This window comes from Acinetobacter sp. YH12131 (assembly GCF_013418635.1).
Taxonomy (GTDB): domain Bacteria; phylum Pseudomonadota; class Gammaproteobacteria; order Pseudomonadales; family Moraxellaceae; genus Acinetobacter; species Acinetobacter towneri.
Genome location: NZ_VPBQ01000005.1, coordinates 13,003 through 36,330, shown reverse-complemented (window position 1 = coordinate 36,330; position 23,328 = coordinate 13,003). Strand labels below are relative to the sequence as shown.

Here is a 23,328-nt window from a genome sequence, read left to right as displayed (position 1 = left end):
ATCGTCTTGTATCAACCAATTTCAATAAAAACCATCCAAATCTAAGCCACTTTGCGAAACAAGATAGATGTTAATATCATTCCCATTGCAGATAAAACGGCCATTAAAATACCAACCCAAAGCCATGTTCCTGTGGCAGATACGATAGCTGCGACCACAGGCGGCAATAAAAATTGTGAAATTGCCGAGCACTGCAACACCAAACCTACGGTGGTACTAATCGCAATCGGTTGTGGTGCAAAATTAAGTACTTGCGCAAATACCACAGCTGCGACTAAACCACCAAATAAAGAGAAATGGATGACCAATAAAAACTGCACAATGAATGGTAAAACATCACGCAAAATATAAAAACTCAGTGCGCATAGCATCAATACCGCAAAACCCATTTGCATCAACACTTGCGCTCTCAGCCCACGCTGTAATAACAACCCACATACAAATGTACCCACCGCATTTGCCATTGCAACCATAGCTGTGAGCACACCTGCGGTTTGTAAAGATATTTGATATTGCTGATAAATGGTCGGCAAAAAACCCACCAAACTGAACCACTGCCCTGCATAAACACCAAAAACCAAAGCCAATATCCATGCGGGTGGATGGCTCAAAGTGCTTTTAATCAGTTCAAAGATGGCAATGGCTTGCGTGCTGATCTGCACACTCGGTACGGCTTTATAAATGATGATTGCGAGCGCAAAGGATAACAATCCCAAACACATCCACACGCCTTGCCAATCCAAGATGGTCAGTAAAAACGGCGTACTTAGTAAACCAATACCCATCCCACCGCCCATATAGGCACTCCACAGCCCCATTTTGGCAGGCAACTGCTCCACTGCAACCAGTTGACGAATAAATGCAGGGCCGCTGAGTGTAATCAGTAAAAAGCCAAAACCTTCAATTACACGCAGACTTAATAGTGCGGAAAAGCTATGTACAAAACCACCAACAAAACTTGCACCTGCCAATAAAGACAAACCCAAAAGTACACAGCGTTTTAAGCCAATTTTTGCGGTATAACTGCCTAGCAACAACGCCAAAGACATGCCAGCAGCTTGTACCAAAGACAGCAAAAAACCTGCCTGAACCAAACTAACTCCGAGTTCAGCTTGTAGGATGGGTACAGTCGGTGGCAACTTGCCAATATGCATTGCTGCCATAAAACCCGCAGCAACAATCCACAAATCCTTTGTCAGCCAACGTACCGAACTCACTGCGCTCTCCCTTAATTTTCGCAAGGCAAGCTTAGCAAGAACATCTCACTGTTTTTAGTGGAGATTTAGATGAGCTTAGTGTTTTTAGCGATAAATTAGCATTCTCTTTACGATGCTGATCGTACGATTTTTAACTTGAATAATACTGCGTGCGTTTTTGGGAAAATTTCTCTAATTGCTTCAAAAAGCCTTCAAAATAGCACTTTTCTTTTTCTTCGCTACGATAACCCGCATACAAGGTACGGCGTAATCCTCCCGCAGCAACGCAGTCTAAACGACGTGAAGTTACCCAGCCTTTTTGCTCATATTCATTCACCACCCAATCTGGCAATGCGCCAATCCCTCGCCCACTCGCCACCAGTTGAATCAACATTTGGGTTAAATCTGTAGTACGAATAGCTTTTGGCTGAATATTGGCTGGAATGAATAGCTTAGACATAATATCTAAACGGTGTTTATCGACAGGATAGGTAATCAGGGTTTCTTCTGCCAACTCCTGTACGGTAATGCGCTCGGCACGTACTAAAGGATGAGTATTTGACAACACCAAACGCGATTCATATTCAAAAATTGGAAAATATTCGATACCTTTTAAGGCAATCGGGTCTGCAGTAATCAATAGGTCAAATTCTGCGTTTTGCAATAATTCATGCGGATTGGCTTCAAAACCTGAAGCAAAATCTAAATCTACATCAGGGTATTGCTGACGATATTGATTCAGCAGCGGCATCAACCAGTCAAAGCAACTATGACATTCCGAAGAAAAAATAATTCGCCCCGTTTGACCATGCACAATGCGGGTAATATCAGTTTGGGTGATTTGAATTTGTGGCAGGACATCATCCGCCAGTTTCAATAAACGCTGTCCGACATTGGAAAATGTCACAGGGCGACTACGACGGTTCACCACTTCTACGCCATACCAATGATCTAGTTCTTTGAGTTGATGAGAAATGGCAGATGGCGTCAGACATAAATCATTGGCGGCAGCAACCAAAGAACCATGTTCACGCAGGGCTGATAGCGTTTTTAAGTGGCGAATTTCAAGCATTGCTTGTTCCTAGTTTTTCAAGTTATTGACTGCATGTTTAGACCTAGGTCGCATTTTTATTTTGCAAAATAAGAAACAAAGCCAAACATGATTCAATTTAATAATGAATTAATTTAATCTTAGCATGTAAATAATGAGTTTTCTTCATCTTAGTTTTTATTCGATGATATTTACTACGAAATCAATACAATTCCATAAAAATAATATGGCTTTCAGCAAGCATGTTTTAGGCCTCCAACGTGCAGAGCCAAACTAGAATTGAAATTCTTAACCCAAGCCTCGCTTACTCCGACAACTTCTCTCCACAATGTGGGCAGTATTTATAAGGCTCCTGTTCTAAACGCAGCTCTTCTTCACGACGCTCACGAATTAACTGCAATAAAATATCTTGGGTTTGCTCAGTGGTTAAACCGACTTGTTTGCGTAAATCTTCAATTTTTTCTTGATCATTTAACAGATCAATCTCACTATTTTGCAATAGCTCTCTAAATTTCAACCCTAAATGCTGCTTACGTTGTTCAAGTTCGTTGGCTAAACCTGTGGCTAAAATACCTGCAGGCAATGCTGCCAAGCCGACACCCAATACCGTAATTAACGCACCTAAAATTCTGCCCCAAGGGGTAATTGGTGTGACATCGCCATAACCGACTGTGGTTAAAGTCACCACTGCCCACCACATCGAAGCGGGAATTGAGCTAAAGGCTTCAGGCTGTGCCTTGCTTTCCACCACATACACACCTGCGGCAGACATCACAATCATAATAGAGAGAATAAAAATGACTGCCTGAAATGATCCTTTTTCCCGTTCGATCACTCTTAATAAAATTTGCAATGATACAAAGTAACGTGTCAGTTTTAACAAACGCAGCAAACGTAAAATTCTTAGGAACCGTAAATCTAGATGCACAAAGAAGTTAATATAAGCAGGTAGAATCGCCAACAAATCTATAATTGCCCCACCGCTGGTAAGCCATTTTACACGCTGTTTCCACGGCGAAATAAACGGGTCTTTTTCGGCAATACTCCAAATCCGCAGCAAATATTCAAGCGTAAACACTGCGATGGAAAAGTTTTCAAAATGGTCAAAAAATACCTGATAGGCAAGATAGACATCATTCACCGACTCTAAAATAACCGCACTGGCATTGCTTAAAATCAGTAAAATTAAAAAATAGTTAATGCAACGACTAAACCATGTTTCATAGTCATCGTCGTGTAAGTTGTTATAGACAAATTTTCGAAATGTGTACCACGGTGTAAATGCCATACCGAATATTATATTTTAAGGCTTACAGTAATGGCAGTTTAACCGAAGTTTTTCTCAAAACGATAGTATTTTATGTGACGTTAAGCGGGCATTTTTAATGCAGAATTGCAGTATAAGTCATCATTATCCAAATGACTAAACTACTGAATAAACAGCAATGCTAAACGCACCTGATCATAGCCCATGCGTGGACTAGTCGCTTCAACAATCGGGCGCAGTTTAATTGCGCCATCATCGCTGAAGTGCTCTGCATTTTGACGCTTCATTAATCGCTTATAAATTTTACGGACCTCTTCCACCACTTCTTCACCTGGATGTGCCACTGAAATATCCAGATTTTGTTCTTTTTGCAAACGTGCCAAATGGTTGATAATAGTTGCAGGAGTTAAACCTCGCTCTACTGCAATATCCTGAATATCATAACCTTCTTCAAATAAAGCGCGGGTTTCATCTAACGTGGCAGTCGCATAATTGGTTTTTCCACCTTTGGCAATTTTCTTTTCATTGCGCAAAATTTCGGTTTCGTTCAACGTGCCACCACAGTGACGAATAAATGCATTATGTTGTGGTGTTAAATCCATCAGCTCATAGTGCGTTTCAGCTTCTTCAGACAATTCCTGAAAACGGCGGTCAGCCTTAATCGCTAAACTGTCGAGTTCCAAAGCTTGGCTATTAAATCCCAATAAACGCAAACCGCTTAACGATTTTAATCGTGACAACGCCACATAACCCTGCCCTTTTTCAAAAGTATGGCTAAGATTGATTTCTGCCGCTTCTAAGGTCATACCTTGTGATTTGTGGATGGTAATTGCCCATGCCAAACGCAGCGGAATTTGCTGGAAACTGGCAATGGTTTTGCCTGCATCATTATCCACCGACCAAGTTTCAGGCTCGACCAGTAATACTGTGCCATCGGTCAATTTTACTTTAGGCAAAATACCGTGATCGTCATCTTCTTCAAAGCCAATCACTTCGCCCAAACTGCCGTTGATATAGCCCATATCGAAGTTGTTTTTAACAAACATCACTTTGGCATGTTTTTTTAGATTTAAAATTTCAGGCGCACGTACGGATGATTTCAGCGTTTCAATCAACTTTTCATTGCCATCACACACGGCATCAAACTGCTTGCTCTCAGTTTCAATTTCATTCAGATGCTTAAAGTTGATATTGTCCACGTCCATATTGTGCGTATATAAACGTGTGAAAGTGTCGCCAATATCTTGATGGCGGGTGTGCTCCAAAGCCTGAATATGTTGATGATCAATACTTTGTGCACGAATTGCATTGAGAATGTCATTTAAGTAGTCATCGCCCTGACGGTGCTGCTCAGTTAAATAACAGACTCGAAATTTAGCTTCGACCCACGCCTCTGACATAAAACAGAACTTGTCACGATTGCGCTCATCGTTTTTTCCTACAGGCGGTAACTGGAAAAAATCTCCTGCGACAATCACTTGAATGCCGCCAAAAGCGTCATCACTGTCTTTAAAATATTTTAAAACTTGATTGACCAAATTCAGTTGTTTGGCATGCAACATCGAAATTTCATCAATAATAAGCACTTGCGCATTTTCTAAATGTTCTTTGAGATATTTGCGCTCTTTCATATTTTTCAGGTCGGCATCGGACAAAAAATCTTTAATACCAATGCCTGCCCATGTATGAATGGTCATGCCATTCATGTGCGTTGCTGCAATGCCTGTAGATGCCGTAATTGCCACGGGCACTTTACGCGCTTTTAAATAATTGATGTATTGATTCAGGGTATAGGTTTTACCCGCACCAGCCGAGCCTGTTAAAAAGACATTTTCGCCTGCTTTTAAAAGTTTAAGTGCAGTTTCCTGTTTCATAAGACCTATACCATGATTGAACGGCTATAGCCTAACGAGTTTTGAGCCAAAAGTTAAGGCTCAAGTCCGTGAACACGACAACAGTTGTCTTATGACTTGTAACTTATGACTTTGATGGTAATTGTGGATTCAGCCATGCAATAAACTGCGCTGCGATGGTAACCAACAATTGTTCTGCTTTTTGATTATTAGGATATTCCAATTGATCAAACACAAGTTGCCCATTTCTAAAGTGACAGCCCATGGTCAATTGCTGCGCATAATGTGGCGATGCCATGTGAAATGCCACATATTGTCCTTCACTCATGGCTTTGGCATAGCTCAGTGCCAAACAGTGTTTAAAGTTTTTCGATTCTTCAATAATACGGTCTAAATCGGTCAGTTCTTCAAAACACCAACCCGAAAAATACAATATTTGCTGCGGGCTTTTCGCCTGCCATGTGCTACATGGAATTTCTTTTTTCAGTTTGGCAAATAGCTCTGCTTTATACACTTGTTGATGCCAATGCACCGCTTGATGAAACAACCCCAACCAACTCAAACTTTTTGGAATATGCGTATGCGCTGCAAAATACTCCAGTAAATAGTCACGCACATAACTGTCAAATACTGAAACGCGTGTATTGTGCGCACGTAAATAAAAACGCTGCCGAAAATCATCAGGCTGAATCTGATAACGCTGCAATACCGTATAAAAGTCACGTTGCTGCTGACTATCAGACTGAATATAGTCCAACAAAGCTGTCGGTAAATCTTGGGTGATCTGCTGTAAATACAACATATAACTTTGCATAACACGACTTAAACGCCGAAATACATGCTTGACCAAATGCTCATCGTGTTGCGCCACGGTTTTCAGCAAAGTCATCCATTCATCCAAATACAAAATAGAAGGACTAATCGCAACACGTGGATCATCTACAGATTGCTTTTCACCATGTGGCATTAGACTGACATTATGTGCATGCGCAAACCATGCCTGCTGTGTCGCATACACATTACAGCTTTGAATAAACATACGCGCCGCAGAATATTGAAAATATTGCAATGTCGCTAAAATAATACGCGGATGTGCCTGACTACAATCGACAAAACTGAGCGCAGTCACTGCGACCCGCACACTGGTATGCTGCATATTTAAACTGAGCCAATCCAACACTTGTGCAGACTGTTTAAACAGCCAGTTCACCGCTCGTGGATAATCAAATAACGGCAGTTTGGCGACTTTCTTTTGCCAAATTAAAGGGCAAGATTTTAAAAAATGCGGTTTCGCCAAAGCATCGGAACGCTGCCACACCTCACGGTGCATTAAACGCGCAAAACCCAATAAATGCCCATGTTCTTCGGCATGTCGATACAACAACCGAATATCATCCTGATGATCGATTAAATCCTGCAAATTAAATCGTTCAGGAAATGAAATACTTAAAATACGATGCATGGCTTTAGGTAAAAATTCTGCCGCACTAAAACAAAAATCATCATAACTTTGCATCAGTGCTTGCACTGGCAAAAAGGTTTCACCCTCTACAAATTCCAAAGCACACAGCATCGATAAGTTAGTTAAAACATCTTCAGGAATGTGCTGCCCTTGCTGCACAAATTTGGTCAATACTGGTTGATACTGATCGTCTGCCTGCATTAATGCCTGATCTAAAATTTGTGCCTGCATTGCATCTAAATGCAATAACAATTGCTTAACCCGTGCTGCACCATCTACCCACAGGTAAACTTGCTGCAGAATCAATTGTCGCAATTGCTGCGCCTGATTACGCAAAAATAAAGAATGCTGCGGTTTTAAATCCCCAGTCAAAAAATGCAGATCATGTAAGAAAAAATCTTCAAATGCTTCTTGCTGTTTCCCCGCAAATTCAAAGTGAGTTTCTATTAAATTTGTATGCGATTTTGGCGGATAAAATTCAAGACTAAACAGACCATTCAGCAATTCGACCCGATGCTGCAAAGGATCGATCCGAAACAAATTTTGTGCTGTAAAATGTCCGACCAAATCCATTTGATCTTGATAGATTTCTGCGGCCACACTGGAAATACGAACCAATTGCTGTGCAACGGCATGCAACTGGCTATGCTGGCAAATTGGCTGCATATACGCTCCTCATGCTTAAGTGTGGTCTATCTAAGTGTCATCTTATTTTTATTTGATTGCACCGACTAGACCCATCTCGTGATACATCCCTATTTTTTGTTTTTTATTTCCATCTGCAAAAAGTGGACAATTCTTCAATCGAGCTTAAGCCACTTATTAATTGAATTACACCTGAAATTTATGTGAACGGTATCTACACCTTAAAATTAGAGATACAAAAACACTATAAACAAGATTTAAGCCCTTGCCTATAGCCTGCGCACAACTTCAGAAAAAATAAAAACCCATTAAAAAACAAATAAGTTTCAATTGATTAGTTTGCATTATTTACTCAGAAAATAGGGTTGGTGTTTGGTAGGTAGGATTTCACCACAAAGTATTGAATACTCAAATCACGGTTCAACACCGCGATAACAACACATTATTCCAATACCCAATGCAAGAAGGAATCTGAGCATGGCTTTTAAAAATATTGCAGATCAAACCAACGGTTTTTATATTCCTTGTGTGTCTCTCTTCGGCCCTGGTTGTGCCAAAGAAATTGGCGTAAGAGCGCAAAATTTAGGTGCTAAAAAAGCCCTGATTGTGACAGATGAAGGACTGTTTAAATTTGGCGTAGCCGATACCATTGCAGGCTATCTCACCGAAGCAGGCGTTGCTAGCCATATCTTTGCAGGTGCTGAGCCAAACCCAACCGACATTAACGTACATAAAGGTGTCGATGCCTACAATGCCAATCAATGCGACTTTATTGTGTCTTTAGGTGGTGGTTCTTCACATGACTGCGCCAAAGGCATTGGCTTAGTTACCGCAGGTGGTGGGCATATTCGTGATTATGAAGGCATTGATAAAAGTACCGTGCCAATGACCCCGCTAATTGCCATTAACACCACAGCAGGTACAGCATCGGAAATGACCCGTTTCTGTATCATTACCAACACTGACACGCACGTTAAAATGGCAATTGTCGATTGGCGCTGCACACCACTCATCGCCATTGATGATCCAAAACTCATGATTGCCAAACCTGCAGGTTTAACCGCAGCAACAGGCATGGATGCTTTAACTCACGCTGTAGAAGCCTACGTTTCAACTGCAGCCAATCCTATTACCGATGCCTGTGCGGAAAAAGCTATTCGTATGATTAGCCAGTGGCTCAGCCCTGCTGTGGCAAATGGTGAAAATATTGAAGCACGTGATGCCATGAGCTATGCGCAATATTTGGCAGGTATGGCATTCAACAATGCCTCATTAGGCTATGTGCATGCCATGGCGCATCAACTCGGTGGTTTCTACAACTTGCCGCACGGCGTATGTAATGCAATTTTATTGCCGCATGTTTGCGAGTTTAACCTGATTGCCTGCCCTGAGCGTTATGCAGATATTGCAGAACTGATGGGGGTAAATACTGATGGATTAACTACCACAGAAGCCGCCTATGCCGCAATTGATGCAATTCGTGAATTATCTAGCTCAATTGGTATTCCAACAGGTTTAGCAGAGTTAGGCGTTAAAGAAGATGACTTGGCGATTATGGCTGAAAATGCACAAAAAGATGCCTGCATGCTCACCAACCCACGTAAAGCCAATCATGCACAAGTGGTCGAAATTTTTAAAGCCGCGATGTAATTTGAATCTCCTGCTGAGTGAATCACGATTTGCTCAGCATCTCCCATCCTTTTTTCAATTTTCGTCTGTTGCTGTTTTATTTTTATCCTTCCCTTTGGCAGAACCATCTCAGATGCGTTCTGCTTTTTTTGCTGTTCAGAACAAAATGAACTCGCAGCATAAAACTAAAGCGATTTAGATGCAGAGGGTTTGCATAATTCAATTTGACAAATGCGCACAGCTCATCAAGGATATAGTCAAAATAAAATGGATGACGAACACCTTATGCTGTTAAGTAAAAAACAAAAAACAACACCAAGCTATCAACCCGATATTTTGGGTGCCGATTACCAACAAATGACGCTGGATTTTCCTTCGGATTATGAAGGCAAAGTGATTGCTACCTTGGTACGCAAAAAAGCCGAACAGGAAACCCGTAAAGCCGTACTTTATATTCATGGTTTTATTGACTATTTTTTTCAAACAGAAATGGCAGACCAGTTTAATCAGCATGGTTATGACTTTTATGCCCTAGATTTACGTAAATATGGGCGTTCGCATTTGTCACATCAAAATTGGTACAATGTGCGCAGCTTGTCTGAATATGATGCAGAAATTTCCGCTGCACTTGAGCAAATTGCCGCAGAAGAACATGACTCAGTGATTTTGGCGGGACATTCAACAGGTGGATTAATCACCACGTTGTATGTGGCACATCATCCCAATCATCCACTGATTCGTGGTTTATGGTGCAACAGCCCTTTTTATGATTTCAATATGAGCGAGATTGAGAAAAAATTCGGCATTCCTCGTTTAAGCCAATTGGGCAAATTGCTGCCAGAAATGAAATTTCCAAGCCGCCTTAATCCATTTTATGTACCAAGTCTACACAAACAATATCATGGTGAATGGCTATTTAACTTGGAATGGAAAAAACCGCGCTATCCTAAAGTACGATTAAGTTTTGTACGTGCAATTCATGAAGCGCAAAAAGAAATTCATGCTAGCGTACATTTGGGTGTACCAACCTTAATTATGCATGCGAGTCAAAGTAGTTATCCACGCCAATGGAATGAGATTGCGCAACGCACTGACGTAATTTTAGATGTTGCAGATATGCAAAAATATGGGCATCACATGCATGGTGATATTCAGCTTTGCCAAATTGAAAATGGCATGCATGATTTGGTGCTTTCTGCGCCCGAAGTCCGTGCGGAAGTATATCAGTCCTTGTTTGACTGGTTAAACCGCAAAGGGCTATAAAAACTAAAGGACAGTGAAATGAAAGCCTAAATGACTTGAGTCGTCCTTTAGGCTTGGTATTTTAATAAAATTTGATGTGCAGGATGATGCTTTGGCATCAATTCAATTAAACGCTCCACCGCGTCAATCGCTTCAGGGCTGCGTGCCAAATGTTTTAGTAATACATCGGTATCTTGTGCATTAAAAATGGCATCACTCAGGCGTGATTCTAAACAATCTCGCCATGCGCATAAAAATGGACTTTCAGTTTTCGCCAAAAATACCCCTGCACACGTTTGCAAGGCAGACTGCACATAACCTGCATCTAAAGCCTGCTCAGCTTGTAAAAAATCGGCTTCAATATGCGCCAAAACTCGGTAAGGACGCGAGCCGAGCATCCCCCCTAAAATATCGCGTAATTGCGACATTTCAGCTTTTAGTGTTCCCATGCTGACTTTACGCTCACCATATAGTGCTTGGTGTAAAGTGTCTAAACTCATGCCTTGTGGGCAAAGTGCCAAAATCACCAATATTTCAATTTGACGCGGTGTCATCACCACCACTTTGCCATTAAATAACACCTGTGGCACACGAAACGCGCGAATATAAAGCTGCTGTTTTTGCTGTTCCAGCAACGCATTTTGAATTAAAGAAGCACAGCGCTCTGCTGCCAACAAACCCAAACTGTTATGATTTTTCCAAGTGGTCGATAAATCAATCACGCCCAACACTTGTTTGGAATGTGGGTCTAAAATTGGTGCGGCATAACAAACCCAGTCATGTAACGATGACATATAATGTTCACTGGAAAACACACAACTGGCTTGCTGAGTTTTGAGTGACAAAGCCAAAGCATTGGTACCCACCAACTCTTCACGCCACTGTCCACCCTCTACAAAATGTACTCGTTCCGCCACATTACGCATTTGAGCGCTCGCTGCCGTCCAAATAATCGTACTGCCCACATCGCCCACGGCTGCCACCATGTCGGACTGCTGCGCGATATGTTTTAAATCTTCTGCGCAATTTTGCACAGCTCTCTGTAAAGCCGAACCGCCTTGCGGATGCGATAAACTGGAATTTAACGGAGCAGCCTGCCGATCTACAGGAATTTCTGCAATTTCAGAGCGTTGCCAAGAATTTAAAATACTCTGCTGAATTTGCTGCGCATGCAGCGGCGATAAACTACTGCTTTGTCTAAACCGTTCAATATGCAGTTTTTTTTCCAATAGATCTTGTTTTTTCATCATGACTGATTCTCACAATCCTGTGGGCATTACATCCATTGTACTGCTTACTTTTGTAAGGATTTGTTCGCTGCTTGTAAACCTGCAACTTTCCAACCTTTTTCCAACCTTATATTGGTATGCTAATCAAATAACGTACTAAAGTACCTTATACCTTAGCCGTAAATTTAACCTGATTTTAGACACAGGATTGTGATAAAAGGTAAAGATGACGGCAGATTATAAAAAACCATCAAAGGAAGAGAATTATGCGTTACGTAGATCCCAATCAACCCGGTTCAAAAGTTCAATTTAAAGCACAATACGAAAACTTTATTGGTGGCGAGTGGGTCGCCCCTGTAAAAGGCGAATACTTTGAAAATATCTCTCCTGTAGATGGCAAAGTATTTACTAAAGTCCCACGCTCATCGGTAGAAGACATTGAACTGGCTTTAGATGCAGCCCATAAAGCCAAAGCACAATGGAACAGCTCATCTCCAACCACACGCTCCAACATTCTGCTTAAAATTGCAGATCGTTTAGAACAAAATCTGGAATTATTGGCAGTAGCCGAAACTTGGGATAATGGTAAGCCTGTCCGTGAAACATTGGCTGCCGACATTCCATTGGCAATTGACCATTTCCGTTATTTCGCAGGCTGTATTCGTGCCCAAGAAGGCGGAATTTCTGAAATTGATGAAGATACCATCGCCTATCATTTCCATGAGCCATTGGGCGTTGTGGGACAAATTATTCCATGGAACTTCCCAATTTTAATGGCAACATGGAAACTTGCACCTGCTTTGGCTGCGGGTAACTGTATTGTACTTAAACCTGCGGAGCAAACCCCTGCTAGTATTTTAGTTTTGGTCGAGCTGATTCAAGATTTATTGCCTGCAGGCGTACTAAACGTAGTCAATGGTTACGGCGTAGAAGTCGGTCGCCCATTGGCAACTAATCCACGTATTGCCAAAATTGCATTCACAGGTTCAACCCAGGTCGGTCAATTGATCATGCAATACGCCACTGAAAACATCATTCCAGTGACTTTAGAGCTTGGTGGTAAATCTCCAAATATTTTCTTTGAAGATATTATGGCGCAAGATGACGACTACCTAGATAAAGCGCTTGAGGGCTTTGCCATGTTCGCGCTGAATCAGGGTGAAATTTGTACTTGTCCATCACGTGCGCTCGTACAGGAAAGTATTGCTGACCGTTTCCTTGAAAAAGCCATCGAACGTGTTAAACGTATTAAAACAGGTCACCCGCTTGATACTGAAACCATGATTGGTGCGCAGGCATCGCAAGAACAACAAGACAAAATCTTGGGTTGTATTGCGACAGGTCGTGCCGAAGGTGCTCAAGTCTTAACAGGTGGTGGTGAACGTCATGAAGTTGGCAGTGGTTTCTATATTGAGCCGACAATTTTCAAAGGCACCAACGACATGAAAATTTTCCAAGAAGAAATTTTCGGCCCAGTGCTGTCTGTGACCACATTTAAAGACTTCGATGAAGCCATTAAAATTGCCAATGACACCATTTACGGTTTAGGTGCAGGTGTTTGGTCACGTTCTGCGCACACTTCTTACCGTGCAGGTCGTGCTATTCAGTCGGGTCGCGTTTGGACGAACTGTTACCACATCTACCCTGCGCATGCAGCTTTCGGTGGTTATAAAAAGTCAGGTATTGGCCGTGAAAACCATAAGATGATGTTAGAACATTATCAACAAACCAAAAACTTGTTGGTAAGTTATTCAACTAAACCTGCAGGCTTCTTCTAAGTTAAGCTTTTAACCTCAACATGATGAATGAAAATGCGAACTTCGGTTCGCATTTTTTTATATTTGGGATGTACAGATGGACAAAAAGAAAAACAGAAAAAGCCATTTATCTACATAGATTTACAAGTCATAGACCTAAAATTACTAACATCAAAGTCATGTAGATGAAATCACAGACATAAAAAAAGCACCATTTAAAAAATGATGCTTTTTGATCAAATTACAACTGCTTATTTTTTTGCAGCTACAGATGCTTCAGTAGTGATGTTAACAGTAATTTTATCACCCACGTTTGGTACATAGCTTGCAATACCAAATGCAGAACGGTTGAATGAAGTCGTTGCATTAAAACCAACAGTCGCTGCCTGCGTCATTGGGTGTGGACCTTGTTTGTTCAATACTGCATCAAGAACAACTGGGTTAGTTACACCTTTAACTGTTAAATCACCTGTGATTTTAAAGTTTTTCTTGTCCTGAGTTTCAACTTTTGTACTTTTAAAAGTAATGGTTGGATATTTTGCTGCATCAAACCAATCTGCTGCCATTAAATGCTCATCTAAAGCTTTTACGTTGGTGTTGATGCTGCTTAATGGAATCGTCACATTTACAGATGAGTTAGCCGGTTTTTTCTCATCAATGTTGATAGTACCTTGAATGTCTGAGAAGTTACCTGATGGCGTAGAAAAACCGAAGTGATCCCAAGTAAATACAGTAGCAGTATGCGTTGGGTCAATTTGATAAGCCACTGGTTTAGCCATTGTCATTGTTGCTGCAGACGCGATAGCCAAACCTAAAGCAAGTGATTTCATGTTCATATTGTTCATCTCTAAAAGTGTTGATACGTTTTCAATAAGGTTTAGTTTATAGATTTTTGCTGCAAATACAGGATTAAAGATAAAACGGTATGTTGCATGACTGAAACGATAAATTTGTAAAAATATGCGTGCGCGTTTTACATCACCGTTACAGGACTGCGATATTGAATAAAACCTGTTCTTTTTGCGACACGATCATACAACTGCCGTGCCTGTAAATTATCTTCATGGGTCAGCCAATATACCCGATCACATTCACGCTGTTGTGCTGTTTGATTCACCTGCTGAATAAGCTGCTGAGCAATTCCCATCCCTCTATACTCAGGCAAGGTATATAAATCTTGCAAATAGGCATAAGGTTTAAGCGTCCAACAACTGTCATGTTCAATTACATGCACAATTGCCACAACTTGAGTTTGATATACGGCAGCAAAACCATAAATATGCGTCCTGTGTGGATTAATTAGTTTTGACCACGTATTTTGCGTAACCTCATCACTTAATTGCACCTGATAAAATTGCTGATAACCCTGCCAAAGTGGTTGCCATTGCTCAAATTGGATTTCACTTAACGCGACAATGTCGATGTGCTTAAATTGATGATCTAATATAGTTGTCTGCATGCTTTGATATTGCCTGATTATTTTTGCATCGAATCATTTTACTAATTATGCATCATTCATATTATGCTTAGGCTATTTTATAAACTATTTTTCAGCAATAAAAAAAGCTTTACCCTACGCATAGAATAAAGCTATTTTTGACGATACACCATTTAATGCACCGCATTCATCGCAATAGATTAAAGCTTCTCAATCAAAATACGATCAACTTGCTTTAAGCCTGATTGCTTTTCATGGTTCTTACGGCGAATTTTGATTTGCTGATCTTCAGCCAAATCCTGTAACAACAACTCTACCGCCACCATAGCTTCAAGTGGTAAATCTTGTCCAATCCACTTTTGCTCACCCGCATCCATTAAAGTGACTTCATCATTAATTTGCTCGTACAAACTCATTTCTCATCTCACTCAATTACACAGAGGTTTATTCACAAACCTGACTTACACTGACAAAATTTGTTGGATCATCACATCGAATACCAAACAAATATGCAAAAATAAAAGACGTCCCTTTGCAGGAACGCCTTTAAAAACACTGGATTAAAAAATTAAGCTGTTAATTCTTTTACTGCAGCAATAACCGCTTCAGTGGTAATGCCAAAGTACTGATACAAGTCTTTTGCAGGTGCAGATTCACCATAAGTTGTCATACCAATAACTTTACCGTCTAAGCCGACAAACTTCCACCAGTAGTCTACATGCGCTGCTTCAACCGCAACACGTGCACGAATATGTGATGGCAATACCGCTTCACGATATGCTGCATCTTGCTTCACAAATTCTTCTGCACACGGCATAGACACAACACGTACACCTTCAAGCTGCGCGTATGCTTCCATTGCCAAGCCCACTTCTGAACCTGTTGCAATAATAATGGCTTTCAATTCACCTTTTTCTTCAGCCAAGACATAACCACCTTTTGCCACGTTCTCAATTTGCGCTTGAGTACGAGTTTGGAATGGCAAGTTTTGACGTGAGAAAATTAAAGCAGTTGGACCTTCGCTGCGTACTAATGCAGATTTCCAAGAAATAGCCGCTTCAACGGTATCTGCTGGACGCCATGTATTTAAGTTTGGCGTACCACGTAAAGATGCAATTTGTTCAATCGGTTGGTGTGTTGGACCATCTTCACCCAAACCAATCGAGTCGTGGGTATACACATGAATCACACGTTGCTTCATTAATGCAGACATACGCACGGCATTACGCGCATATTCCATAAACATTAAGAATGTTGCAACGTAAGGAATGAAACCACCGTGAAGTGCTACACCATTTGCAATAGCAGTCATACCAAACTCACGTACGCCATAATGCACGTAGTTCCCTGCTGCATTGTCCTGAACGCCTTGGCAACCCTTCCAAAGGGTTAAGTTTGAACCTGCCAAGTCTGCAGAACCACCCAATAATTCAGGCAATAATGGGCCAAATGCTTGCAAAGTATTTTGGCTGGCTTTACGCGTTGCAATAGTTTCAGCTTTAGCATTGGTTTCAGCAATAAACGCATCTGCCTGCGCGATGAATTCTGCAGGTAGTTCACCGCTTAAACGGCGTTTAAGTTCTGCAGCTTCCGTTGGATATTTTGCTGCATAGGCATCAAAAGTTGTATTCCATGCTGCTTCTGCTTCTGCACCTTTCGCTTTAGCATCCCAAGCGGCATATACATCTTCAGGAATAACAAATGCTTCATCTGTCCAGCCTAATGCTTGACGAGTCAAAGCGATTTCATCATGGCCTAATGGCGCACCGTGACAGTCTTCTTTACCTTGTTTGTTTGGCGAACCTAAACCAATAACAGTTTTACAAATAATAATAGTCGGTTTTTGCGTTTCAGCTTTTGCTTCAACCGTTGCAGCACGAATTGCATCGGCATCGTGACCATCAACTTTTAAGACTTGCCAGCCGTAAGATAAGAAACGTTGTTCGGTATCGTCAGAGAACCAGCCTTCTACTTCACCATCAATAGAAATGCCGTTGTCATCATAATAAACAACCAGCTTGCCTAAACCTAAAGTACCTGCCAATGAACATGCTTCGTGTGAAACACCTTCCATTAAGCAACCATCACCCAAGAAACAGTAAGTGAAATGGTCTACAACCTGAATATCTTCTTTATTAAATTGTGCAGCCAGTGTTTTTTCTGCTAAAGCAAAACCAACAGCATTGGCAATCCCCTGACCGAGTGGACCAGTGGTGGTTTCAATCCCTGGTGCATAACCCAATTCTGGGTGGCCAGGTGTTTTAGAGTGTAACTGACGGAACGCTTTTAAATCTTCGATTGAAAGATCATAACCTGTTAAATGCAACAACGCATATTGCAACATTGAACCATGACCATTAGACAATACAAAACGGTCGCGGTTTGCCCATTGTGGATTGGTTGGGTTGTGATTCAAAAATTCACGCCACACCACATCGGCAATATCTGCCATCCCCATCGGTGCACCTGGATGTCCTGAATTTGCTTTTTGCACAGCATCCATTGCCAATACACGAATTGCGTTTGCAATACGACGTTCGTTAAGCGGGGTCGTCATAGGTCAGAGTCCACAAAAAATCGTTAAATAGAAGAAGATGAATAGAATTCAAAACAGCCGCTATTCTCTCAAAAAAACGCCTGAGGGGTAAAGCCTATGCAACAATATTTCCGCATTAATTCCCATTCAGGGTATTTTTCGTGCAAATTCAAAGACGTTTTCACGTTTATAACAACAAGAAAATAGCTAATTGCCGTGTTAAGCTCTATTCTTGGCAAAATTCTAAAGTATAGATATTTCAATTTATAGACGCAGGATGGAATTGTGATGTCGCTCTTGCAGCAACTCCAATCAAATGCCTAGCAACAAGTTAAAACACAACAGTATTCTGTAGAAATAATAGACAGATTTTAACACATCTTGAATTTTATTCACTTTTCACACAATAAATTGAATCACAGCCATCGTCCAAAATTTTAAAACAGCTTTTGAAAATGCAGCTTGATGCAGATAAAGTCAATTCAAAGTCTTTAAATTACCCATCTACAATATTGTTTTTAAAAATGATTCACCACTTAAAAACAAGGTGCTCCTTAGTTTAAAATTATGACAGCATACTTTAGCCAACATGAATATTTTTGAGTCACGATATAGTCATACCGATACTTTATCTATTTTTTAGCTAAAGATATGCGATAAAAAGTCATTGAATTGAAATAAATTCAGCCAATTTAGTCGTAATGCGCTAGTCCTAAAGTCTAACTCGATGTAACATATTGCGTCTTTTGAATTTAACTGTGATAGGACTTATGCGCGAGTACGCTGTATTTACCTCGGAATCTGTAAGCGAAGGCCATCCAGATAAAATGGCTGACCAAATCAGTGATGCCATTTTGGATGCAATCTTAAAAGAAGACCCTTATGCGCGGGTTGCTTGTGAAACGCTTGTAAAAACGGGTGCGGTTGTACTGGCAGGTGAAATCACAACAACTGCAAATGTCGATTTTGAAGCCGTTGTTCGTCAAACCGTAAATGGCATTGGTTACCATCATTCTGACTTAGGTTTTGATGGTTCAACCTGTGCGGTCATTAACATGATTGGTAAACAATCACCTGAAATTGCACAAGGTGTAGACCGTCAAAAGCCTGAAGATCAAGGCGCAGGTGACCAAGGTTTGATGTTTGGTTACGCCAGCCGTGAAACTGATGTATTAATGCCTGCCCCAATTTCTTACGCACACCGCTTAATGGAAAAGCAAGCTGAATTACGTCGCAGTGGTGCTTTGCCGTGGTTACGCCCAGATGCAAAAAGTCAGGTGACTTTTGCTTATGAAAATGGTGTGCCTGTACGTTTGGACGCGGTGGTGTTATCTACTCAGCACGATCCTGAAATTTCGCAAATTCAGCTTAAAGAAGCGGTAATTGAAGAAATTGTGAAAAAAGTGATTCCTGCAGAAATGTTCCATGCAGACACCAAATTCCACATCAACCCAACAGGTATGTTTGTGATTGGCGGCCCTGTCGGTGACTGCGGTTTAACTGGTCGTAAAATCATTGTCGATACTTACGGCGGCATGGCACGTCATGGTGGCGGTGCATTCTCTGGTAAAGACCCATCTAAAGTTGACCGTTCTGCTGCTTACGCAGGTCGTTATGTTGCAAAGAATATTGTGGCAGCTGGCTTGGCAGACAAATGTGAAATTCAGGTGTCTTATGCTATTGGTGTTGCAGAGCCAACATCAATTTCAATCAACACCTTCAACACTGCAAAAGTGGCAGATGAGTTGATTATTGCTTTAGTACGTGAACACTTCGATTTACGTCCATACGGCATTACCAACATGTTGAACCTGTTACAACCGATGTATAAGCAAACTGCAGCCTATGGTCACTTTGGTCGTCAAGGTTCTGACACTGCATTTACATGGGAAAAAACCGACAAAGTTGAGGCGTTAAAAGCTTCTGCAGGTCTGTAATGTAAAACTTTTCAGTTTTATCAAGCTCACTTTGGTGGGCTTTTTTATGCCTAAAATTTAGCTGTCAAACCACAATATACAAAATACGAATATGTTATAGTGAATCATTCCTGAGATTTTTTAAATACTCATCTAAGATAATGATGTAGGAGTTTATTATGGCGGTTATTCTTCAAGTCGATTTCCCTTCTGAAGGCCCATTTGGCGAAAGCATGAGCCAAGCGTACCGTGAACTTGCAGAAAGCATTAACCTAGAAACTGGCATGCTTTGGAAAATTTGGACTGAGAACAGTCAAACACAGGAAGCCGGTGGAATCTATCTGTTTGATCATGCGGCCAATGCTGAACGCTATTTAAAAATGCACACTGCACGTTTAGAAAGTTTTGGCGTGAAGAATATTCGTGGCAAGATTTTTGAGGTGAATGCTGCACTGTCTGCAATCAACCAAGCTGACTTCTTAAGTCGCTAATCTTTTTAAATTGCTCATCCATATTGAAGAATAAAATGGTGAGTCTCTTCAATATTGAAAAAACAGTTGAATAAAATCCTGAGCCATTTAATGATTCAGGATTTTTTGAAATCTTGTATAGACGAAATAAGCGTTAAGCTTGGATGCAGCACTTATTGCGTACGAATCACCTCAAGCACCGATTGTTGCACGGGCACTTCTTGATGATCTTGCAAATAAACATGCACGACTTTAAACACAACGGCTGCTGCCAAGCATGCCAAAATACAGAATAACCAGAAACCATAAGGACTACGAATATTGTGTGAACCACAAGTACCACATTCTTTTTCTGATGATTCCACCACCCGATTGCAACATGCGCAACGATACTGATGATACAGCATAGGTATTCTCCTACTTCACTGTAATTCTTGTTTTTATTGTTACACCATCTACCCTGATGCAGTGTAATTTTGTTTAAGCAACTGTGACACTTTGTAGCCTGCATCCTTTGGATGATTTAACTGACACAATCGCTTGTGAATTAGAATGTCAAAGTTCTGCTATTCGCGCAAATCGTATTTTTGAATAAACAGTCACTTTATCCATCTAAAATAGGTATGCCATGCTAAAATTCTGCATGCTCGATTACTTGAAGTTTAGACTCAAGCTTGGCTTTCAGCACATATTTTTTTATTACACGGAGTAAAGTTAAAGTGGTGCAACTCATTAAAAAAGGTGGCTTGCGAGAACGTGCCAACCGTAGTCGTAAATACCAAGGTTCGGAAAATACCGAAGCAACTTTGCAATCAAACCGTACTTATCAGCCCAATCATTTAGATAAAACTGAAAACACGACTGCAACCGAAATACTGAATGAAAAATCGTCAAACTTGGCTTTGGACAACATCAAATCATCTAACTAATTGGCATCAAAACCTATGTTTTAAAACATACGCAGTGCATCTAACCACAACCACACAGCAAATAATAAAAATAATCCGCCCGAGACCATATCAATATAACTGCCTGAACGCTGATATAACTTTTTCATTTTTGGTGTAGAAAGTAGCAACATAAATAGTGTAAATGTCACAAAAGTTTGGATTGGAATAATCACTGCCAATTGGGCTTTCAAAGATGCACTTGCCGATGAACTCAACGCCAAAGCAAATACACTACTAAAATAAATTAAGGTTTTCGGATTAGATAAATTGGTGAATAGCCCCAATAAAAAGTAGTTTTTTGCGGCTGGAATTTGCACTTGAGTATCATCAAACTGTTTGCGCTGCTGCCAACTATGCCAACCGCCCGACAACATGCCCCATCCCATTTTGGCAAGAAATAAACCGCCAATCAGCATTAAGACTTGCTGAATCCAAGGAAATTGCTGCACCAAAACCGTAAAACCTAATAAGGTCAGCACCACCCACACCACAATCCCTGATGAAATACCCGCAATAATCTGCAAGGTATTACGGCGGGTATTGCTGGCTGCACTTTTGGCAATTAATAAAACATCTGGTCCTGGACTAAGCTGTGCCACAAAATGCAGCGCACAAATGGTGAATAACAAAGACATAAATACATCAGGAGAATTGAAAATCCGATTATACCTTGTGCGGTAGGAGAATAAATAAGGCTTTAAATGCACACCTCAATGTTTAAACACTCACGTGCATATTCAACAAAAAATACCCATAAAAAAACCGAATCAGCACGATTCGGTTTGATCTCAAGCATCACCCATATTATTTAGGTGGATTGACATCTTTCATTTCAATTTTTTTCGCATCGGGGGTAATTTCACGTGCTTCACCATCAATAATACTGGAATCACGACCACCACCCTGCTGATTTTGCATGTCTTGCATTTGGCGCATTAAATCTGCAAACGGGTTTTGACCTGCTCCGCCCATGCCATTCATATCGCCCATCATGCCACCCATCATTTGATCCATCATGGCTTGCTGACGTTTCATCATGGCTTTCATCATTGCCGCTTTAAAGGCATTTTGTACGGCAGGAATCATCACCAGCAATGCCAAAACATCGCTAATTAATCCTGGAATCATCAATAAAAAACCCGCAAAAATTTTAGGTAAATTATTGCTCAGCGCAGGATCGGCACTCATCTGCCCCATTTGCATTTGCTGCATTTGTGGCATCACGCCTGCAGAATATTTACGAATCAGGTTCAAACCAATGAAGAAAGCAGCGACAAACCAAAAGAACACGTACCACATGCTCCCCACTAGGTCGCCCACACCAATCCAGACGAAGACTTCAAGAACTAAGCCAATTAGAACAATAAGAAATAATTTCATGAAAATTAATCTAATCTCAACAAAATAAATAAAATGCAGTAACCAAGTGCTTCATCGGGATCAAGCTTTTTTGATTCGCTGTTGTTTCAATATGGGCATTATTGTATTTTTAAAGGTTAAGTCTGTCATTAATATTTTCATCATCACCCAATAACAGACTTAATACGTCTATATATTTAAACGATAAAGATAAAAATATGCGGCATAAGCCAATAATAACCACAACGCAATAAAAACTGATGCTGCAATATAACTGCTCAGTTTTTGACTGATCGCATCGGCTTGTAAGCGACAACGCTGCATTACTTCAGCAGGTACTAAACGCAATACCAACATGATGCCCAATGGCACTAAAATCAGGTCATCTAAATAACCCAAAACAGGTATAAAGTCTGGAATTAAATCAATGGGAGAAATGGCATAAGCAGCGACCAACAATGCCAAAAGCTTTGCCATAAACGGCGTTTCAGGATCACGTGCGACAAACCAAACCGCATAAACATTTCGTTTAATTTGCTTCGCCCACTGTTTTAGCCTATCAATCCACTTCATTGCCACTCTCATTTGCTACCGTATATAAAATATACACCTCAAAACTTAAAATAAAATGAAGTCCAAAATTGAAAATATGGCAAAGGATACATGCTAATTGTTTAAACGGCAGCTTACTGACCGAATGTTTTGAAATTACTCCACACAAAAGAGATTTAAACTCCTATAATTCAACTTGATGTAATTTTTTAAGGCTTGGCATGTCACTTATTATTGGAATCGACCCTGGTTCTCGTCTAACGGGCTACGGCATTATTGAACGTGATGGCGCTAAATTACGTTTTGTAGATGCAGGAACCATTCGTACCGAAACCAGTGAAATGCCTGAACGCTTAAAACGGATTTTTGCAGGGATTGAACGGATTGTGAAATTTCATGGCCCGACTGAAGCTGCAGTTGAACAAGTGTTTATGGCGCAAAACCCAGACTCTGCCTTGAAATTGGGACAGGCTCGTGGTGCAGCGATTGCCGCTTTGGTGAATTTAGATTTACAAGTGGCGGAATATACCGCCCGTCAAATTAAACAATCTGTCGTGGGTTATGGCGCTGCCGATAAAGAACAAGTACAAATGATGGTCATGAAACTATTAAATCTATCCATTAAACCACAACAAGATGCTGCCGATGCTTTGGCTGCTGCAATTTGCCATGCTCATGCATCAGGCAGCATGACCAAATTGGCTGTGCTCAATGCCTTGGGCGGTATGGCTCGCGGGCGCAGTCGCTCAAGCTCCAGACGTCGCTAAATCAGCATC

Annotated in this window: 21 protein-coding genes; 7 read left to right on the top strand and 14 right to left on the bottom strand. The window is 40.9% G+C overall.

Going from position 1 to position 23,328, the window contains the following annotated elements; translation table 11 throughout:
- Positions 1-41: 41 nt before the first annotated feature.
- The 5 genes from FTU66_RS05470 to FTU66_RS05450 all read right to left on the bottom strand — a co-directional run bounded on the left by FTU66_RS05470 (position 42) and on the right by FTU66_RS05450 (position 7,495).
- On the bottom strand, positions 42-1,217 hold the full coding sequence (locus FTU66_RS05470; RefSeq protein WP_180112447.1) for a CynX/NimT family MFS transporter: 1,176 nt from the start codon (positions 1,215-1,217) through the stop codon (positions 42-44).
- A 130-nt stretch (positions 1,218-1,347) separates the two neighbouring features.
- A complete protein-coding gene (locus tag FTU66_RS05465; RefSeq protein ID WP_131261626.1) occupies positions 1,348-2,268 on the bottom strand; it encodes a LysR family transcriptional regulator in 921 nt (306 codons plus the stop codon).
- A 283-nt stretch (positions 2,269-2,551) separates the two neighbouring features.
- Complete coding sequence (locus tag FTU66_RS05460; protein ID WP_179993816.1) at positions 2,552-3,535, bottom strand: ion transporter; 984 nt, start codon at positions 3,533-3,535, stop codon at positions 2,552-2,554.
- Positions 3,536-3,675: 140 nt separating this feature from the next.
- Complete coding sequence (locus FTU66_RS05455) at positions 3,676-5,388, bottom strand: AAA family ATPase (protein WP_019837405.1); 1,713 nt, start codon at positions 5,386-5,388, stop codon at positions 3,676-3,678.
- Between the two features lie 103 nt (positions 5,389-5,491).
- Entirely contained in the window at positions 5,492-7,495 is a 2,004-nt protein-coding gene (locus FTU66_RS05450) for a hypothetical protein (RefSeq protein WP_180112446.1), read from the bottom strand.
- A gap of 456 nt (positions 7,496-7,951) precedes the next feature.
- On the opposite strand from FTU66_RS05450, the gene FTU66_RS05445 reads away from it, so the two are divergent.
- Both FTU66_RS05445 and FTU66_RS05440 read left to right on the top strand, forming a co-directional pair.
- Positions 7,952-9,124 carry an iron-containing alcohol dehydrogenase gene (locus FTU66_RS05445; RefSeq protein ID WP_004976867.1) on the top strand — a complete coding sequence of 391 codons (1,173 nt, stop codon included), beginning with the start codon at positions 7,952-7,954 and terminating at the stop codon, positions 9,122-9,124.
- A 246-nt stretch (positions 9,125-9,370) separates the two neighbouring features.
- Positions 9,371-10,366: an alpha/beta hydrolase gene (locus tag FTU66_RS05440; protein WP_180112445.1), complete on the top strand. Its 996-nt coding sequence runs from the start codon at positions 9,371-9,373 to the stop codon at positions 10,364-10,366.
- A gap of 47 nt (positions 10,367-10,413) precedes the next feature.
- Here the strand turns inward: FTU66_RS05440 and FTU66_RS05435 are convergent, their stop codons facing one another.
- Positions 10,414-11,595 carry a transcriptional regulator gene (locus FTU66_RS05435; RefSeq protein ID WP_180112444.1) on the bottom strand — a complete coding sequence of 394 codons (1,182 nt, stop codon included), beginning with the start codon at positions 11,593-11,595 and terminating at the stop codon, positions 10,414-10,416.
- A 245-nt stretch (positions 11,596-11,840) separates the two neighbouring features.
- Here FTU66_RS05435 and FTU66_RS05430 point away from each other — a divergent pair, with 245 nt between their 5' ends.
- A complete protein-coding gene (locus FTU66_RS05430) occupies positions 11,841-13,352 on the top strand; it encodes an aldehyde dehydrogenase family protein (protein ID WP_180112443.1) in 1,512 nt (503 codons plus the stop codon).
- 230 nt (positions 13,353-13,582) lie between these two features.
- Here FTU66_RS05430 and FTU66_RS05425 read toward each other — a convergent pair whose 3' ends face one another.
- The 4 genes from FTU66_RS05425 to tkt form a co-directional block, all read right to left on the bottom strand.
- Positions 13,583-14,167, bottom strand: a complete 585-nt coding sequence (locus FTU66_RS05425; protein WP_180112442.1) for a YceI family protein — start codon at positions 14,165-14,167, stop codon at positions 13,583-13,585.
- A gap of 137 nt (positions 14,168-14,304) precedes the next feature.
- Positions 14,305-14,790 (bottom strand): GNAT family N-acetyltransferase, encoded by a 486-nt coding sequence (locus tag FTU66_RS05420; RefSeq protein ID WP_180112441.1) that lies wholly within the window; start codon positions 14,788-14,790, stop codon positions 14,305-14,307.
- 179 nt (positions 14,791-14,969) lie between these two features.
- Positions 14,970-15,185 carry a hypothetical protein gene (locus tag FTU66_RS05415; protein WP_004976879.1) on the bottom strand — a complete coding sequence of 72 codons (216 nt, stop codon included), beginning with the start codon at positions 15,183-15,185 and terminating at the stop codon, positions 14,970-14,972.
- Between the two features lie 152 nt (positions 15,186-15,337).
- Positions 15,338-17,326 (bottom strand): transketolase, encoded by a 1,989-nt coding sequence (gene tkt, locus FTU66_RS05410; protein WP_179988715.1) that lies wholly within the window; start codon positions 17,324-17,326, stop codon positions 15,338-15,340.
- Between the two features lie 749 nt (positions 17,327-18,075).
- Here tkt and metK point away from each other — a divergent pair.
- Together metK and FTU66_RS05400 are read left to right on the top strand one after the other, a co-directional pair.
- The gene (gene metK, locus FTU66_RS05405) at positions 18,076-19,242 is read left to right on the top strand and encodes a methionine adenosyltransferase (protein ID WP_004976883.1); all 1,167 of its coding nucleotides are present in this window, start codon (positions 18,076-18,078) and stop codon (positions 19,240-19,242) included.
- 158 nt (positions 19,243-19,400) lie between these two features.
- Complete coding sequence (locus tag FTU66_RS05400) at positions 19,401-19,712, top strand: monooxygenase (protein ID WP_004976884.1); 312 nt, start codon at positions 19,401-19,403, stop codon at positions 19,710-19,712.
- Positions 19,713-19,864: 152 nt separating this feature from the next.
- On the opposite strand, the gene FTU66_RS05395 is transcribed toward FTU66_RS05400, so the two are convergent.
- Positions 19,865-20,095, bottom strand: coding sequence for a hypothetical protein (locus FTU66_RS05395; protein ID WP_372238839.1), 231 nt, complete (start codon positions 20,093-20,095; stop codon positions 19,865-19,867).
- Between the two features lie 315 nt (positions 20,096-20,410).
- Here FTU66_RS05395 and FTU66_RS05390 point away from each other — a divergent pair, with 315 nt between their 5' ends.
- Entirely contained in the window at positions 20,411-20,620 is a 210-nt protein-coding gene (locus tag FTU66_RS05390; protein WP_154320816.1) for a hypothetical protein, read from the top strand.
- A gap of 20 nt (positions 20,621-20,640) precedes the next feature.
- On the opposite strand, the gene FTU66_RS05385 is transcribed toward FTU66_RS05390, so the two are convergent.
- The 3 genes from FTU66_RS05385 to FTU66_RS05375 all read right to left on the bottom strand — a co-directional run bounded on the left by FTU66_RS05385 (position 20,641) and on the right by FTU66_RS05375 (position 22,573).
- Positions 20,641-21,276, bottom strand: a complete 636-nt coding sequence (locus tag FTU66_RS05385) for a LysE family transporter (protein ID WP_096901197.1) — start codon at positions 21,274-21,276, stop codon at positions 20,641-20,643.
- 169 nt (positions 21,277-21,445) lie between these two features.
- Complete coding sequence (locus tag FTU66_RS05380; protein WP_004976892.1) at positions 21,446-22,021, bottom strand: FxsA family protein; 576 nt, start codon at positions 22,019-22,021, stop codon at positions 21,446-21,448.
- 168 nt (positions 22,022-22,189) lie between these two features.
- A complete protein-coding gene (locus FTU66_RS05375; RefSeq protein ID WP_180112440.1) occupies positions 22,190-22,573 on the bottom strand; it encodes a YkvA family protein in 384 nt (127 codons plus the stop codon).
- A gap of 200 nt (positions 22,574-22,773) precedes the next feature.
- Here FTU66_RS05375 and ruvC point away from each other — a divergent pair, with 200 nt between their 5' ends.
- Complete coding sequence (gene ruvC, locus FTU66_RS05370; RefSeq protein WP_004976895.1) at positions 22,774-23,319, top strand: crossover junction endodeoxyribonuclease RuvC; 546 nt, start codon at positions 22,774-22,776, stop codon at positions 23,317-23,319.
- Positions 23,320-23,328 lie beyond the last annotated feature (9 nt).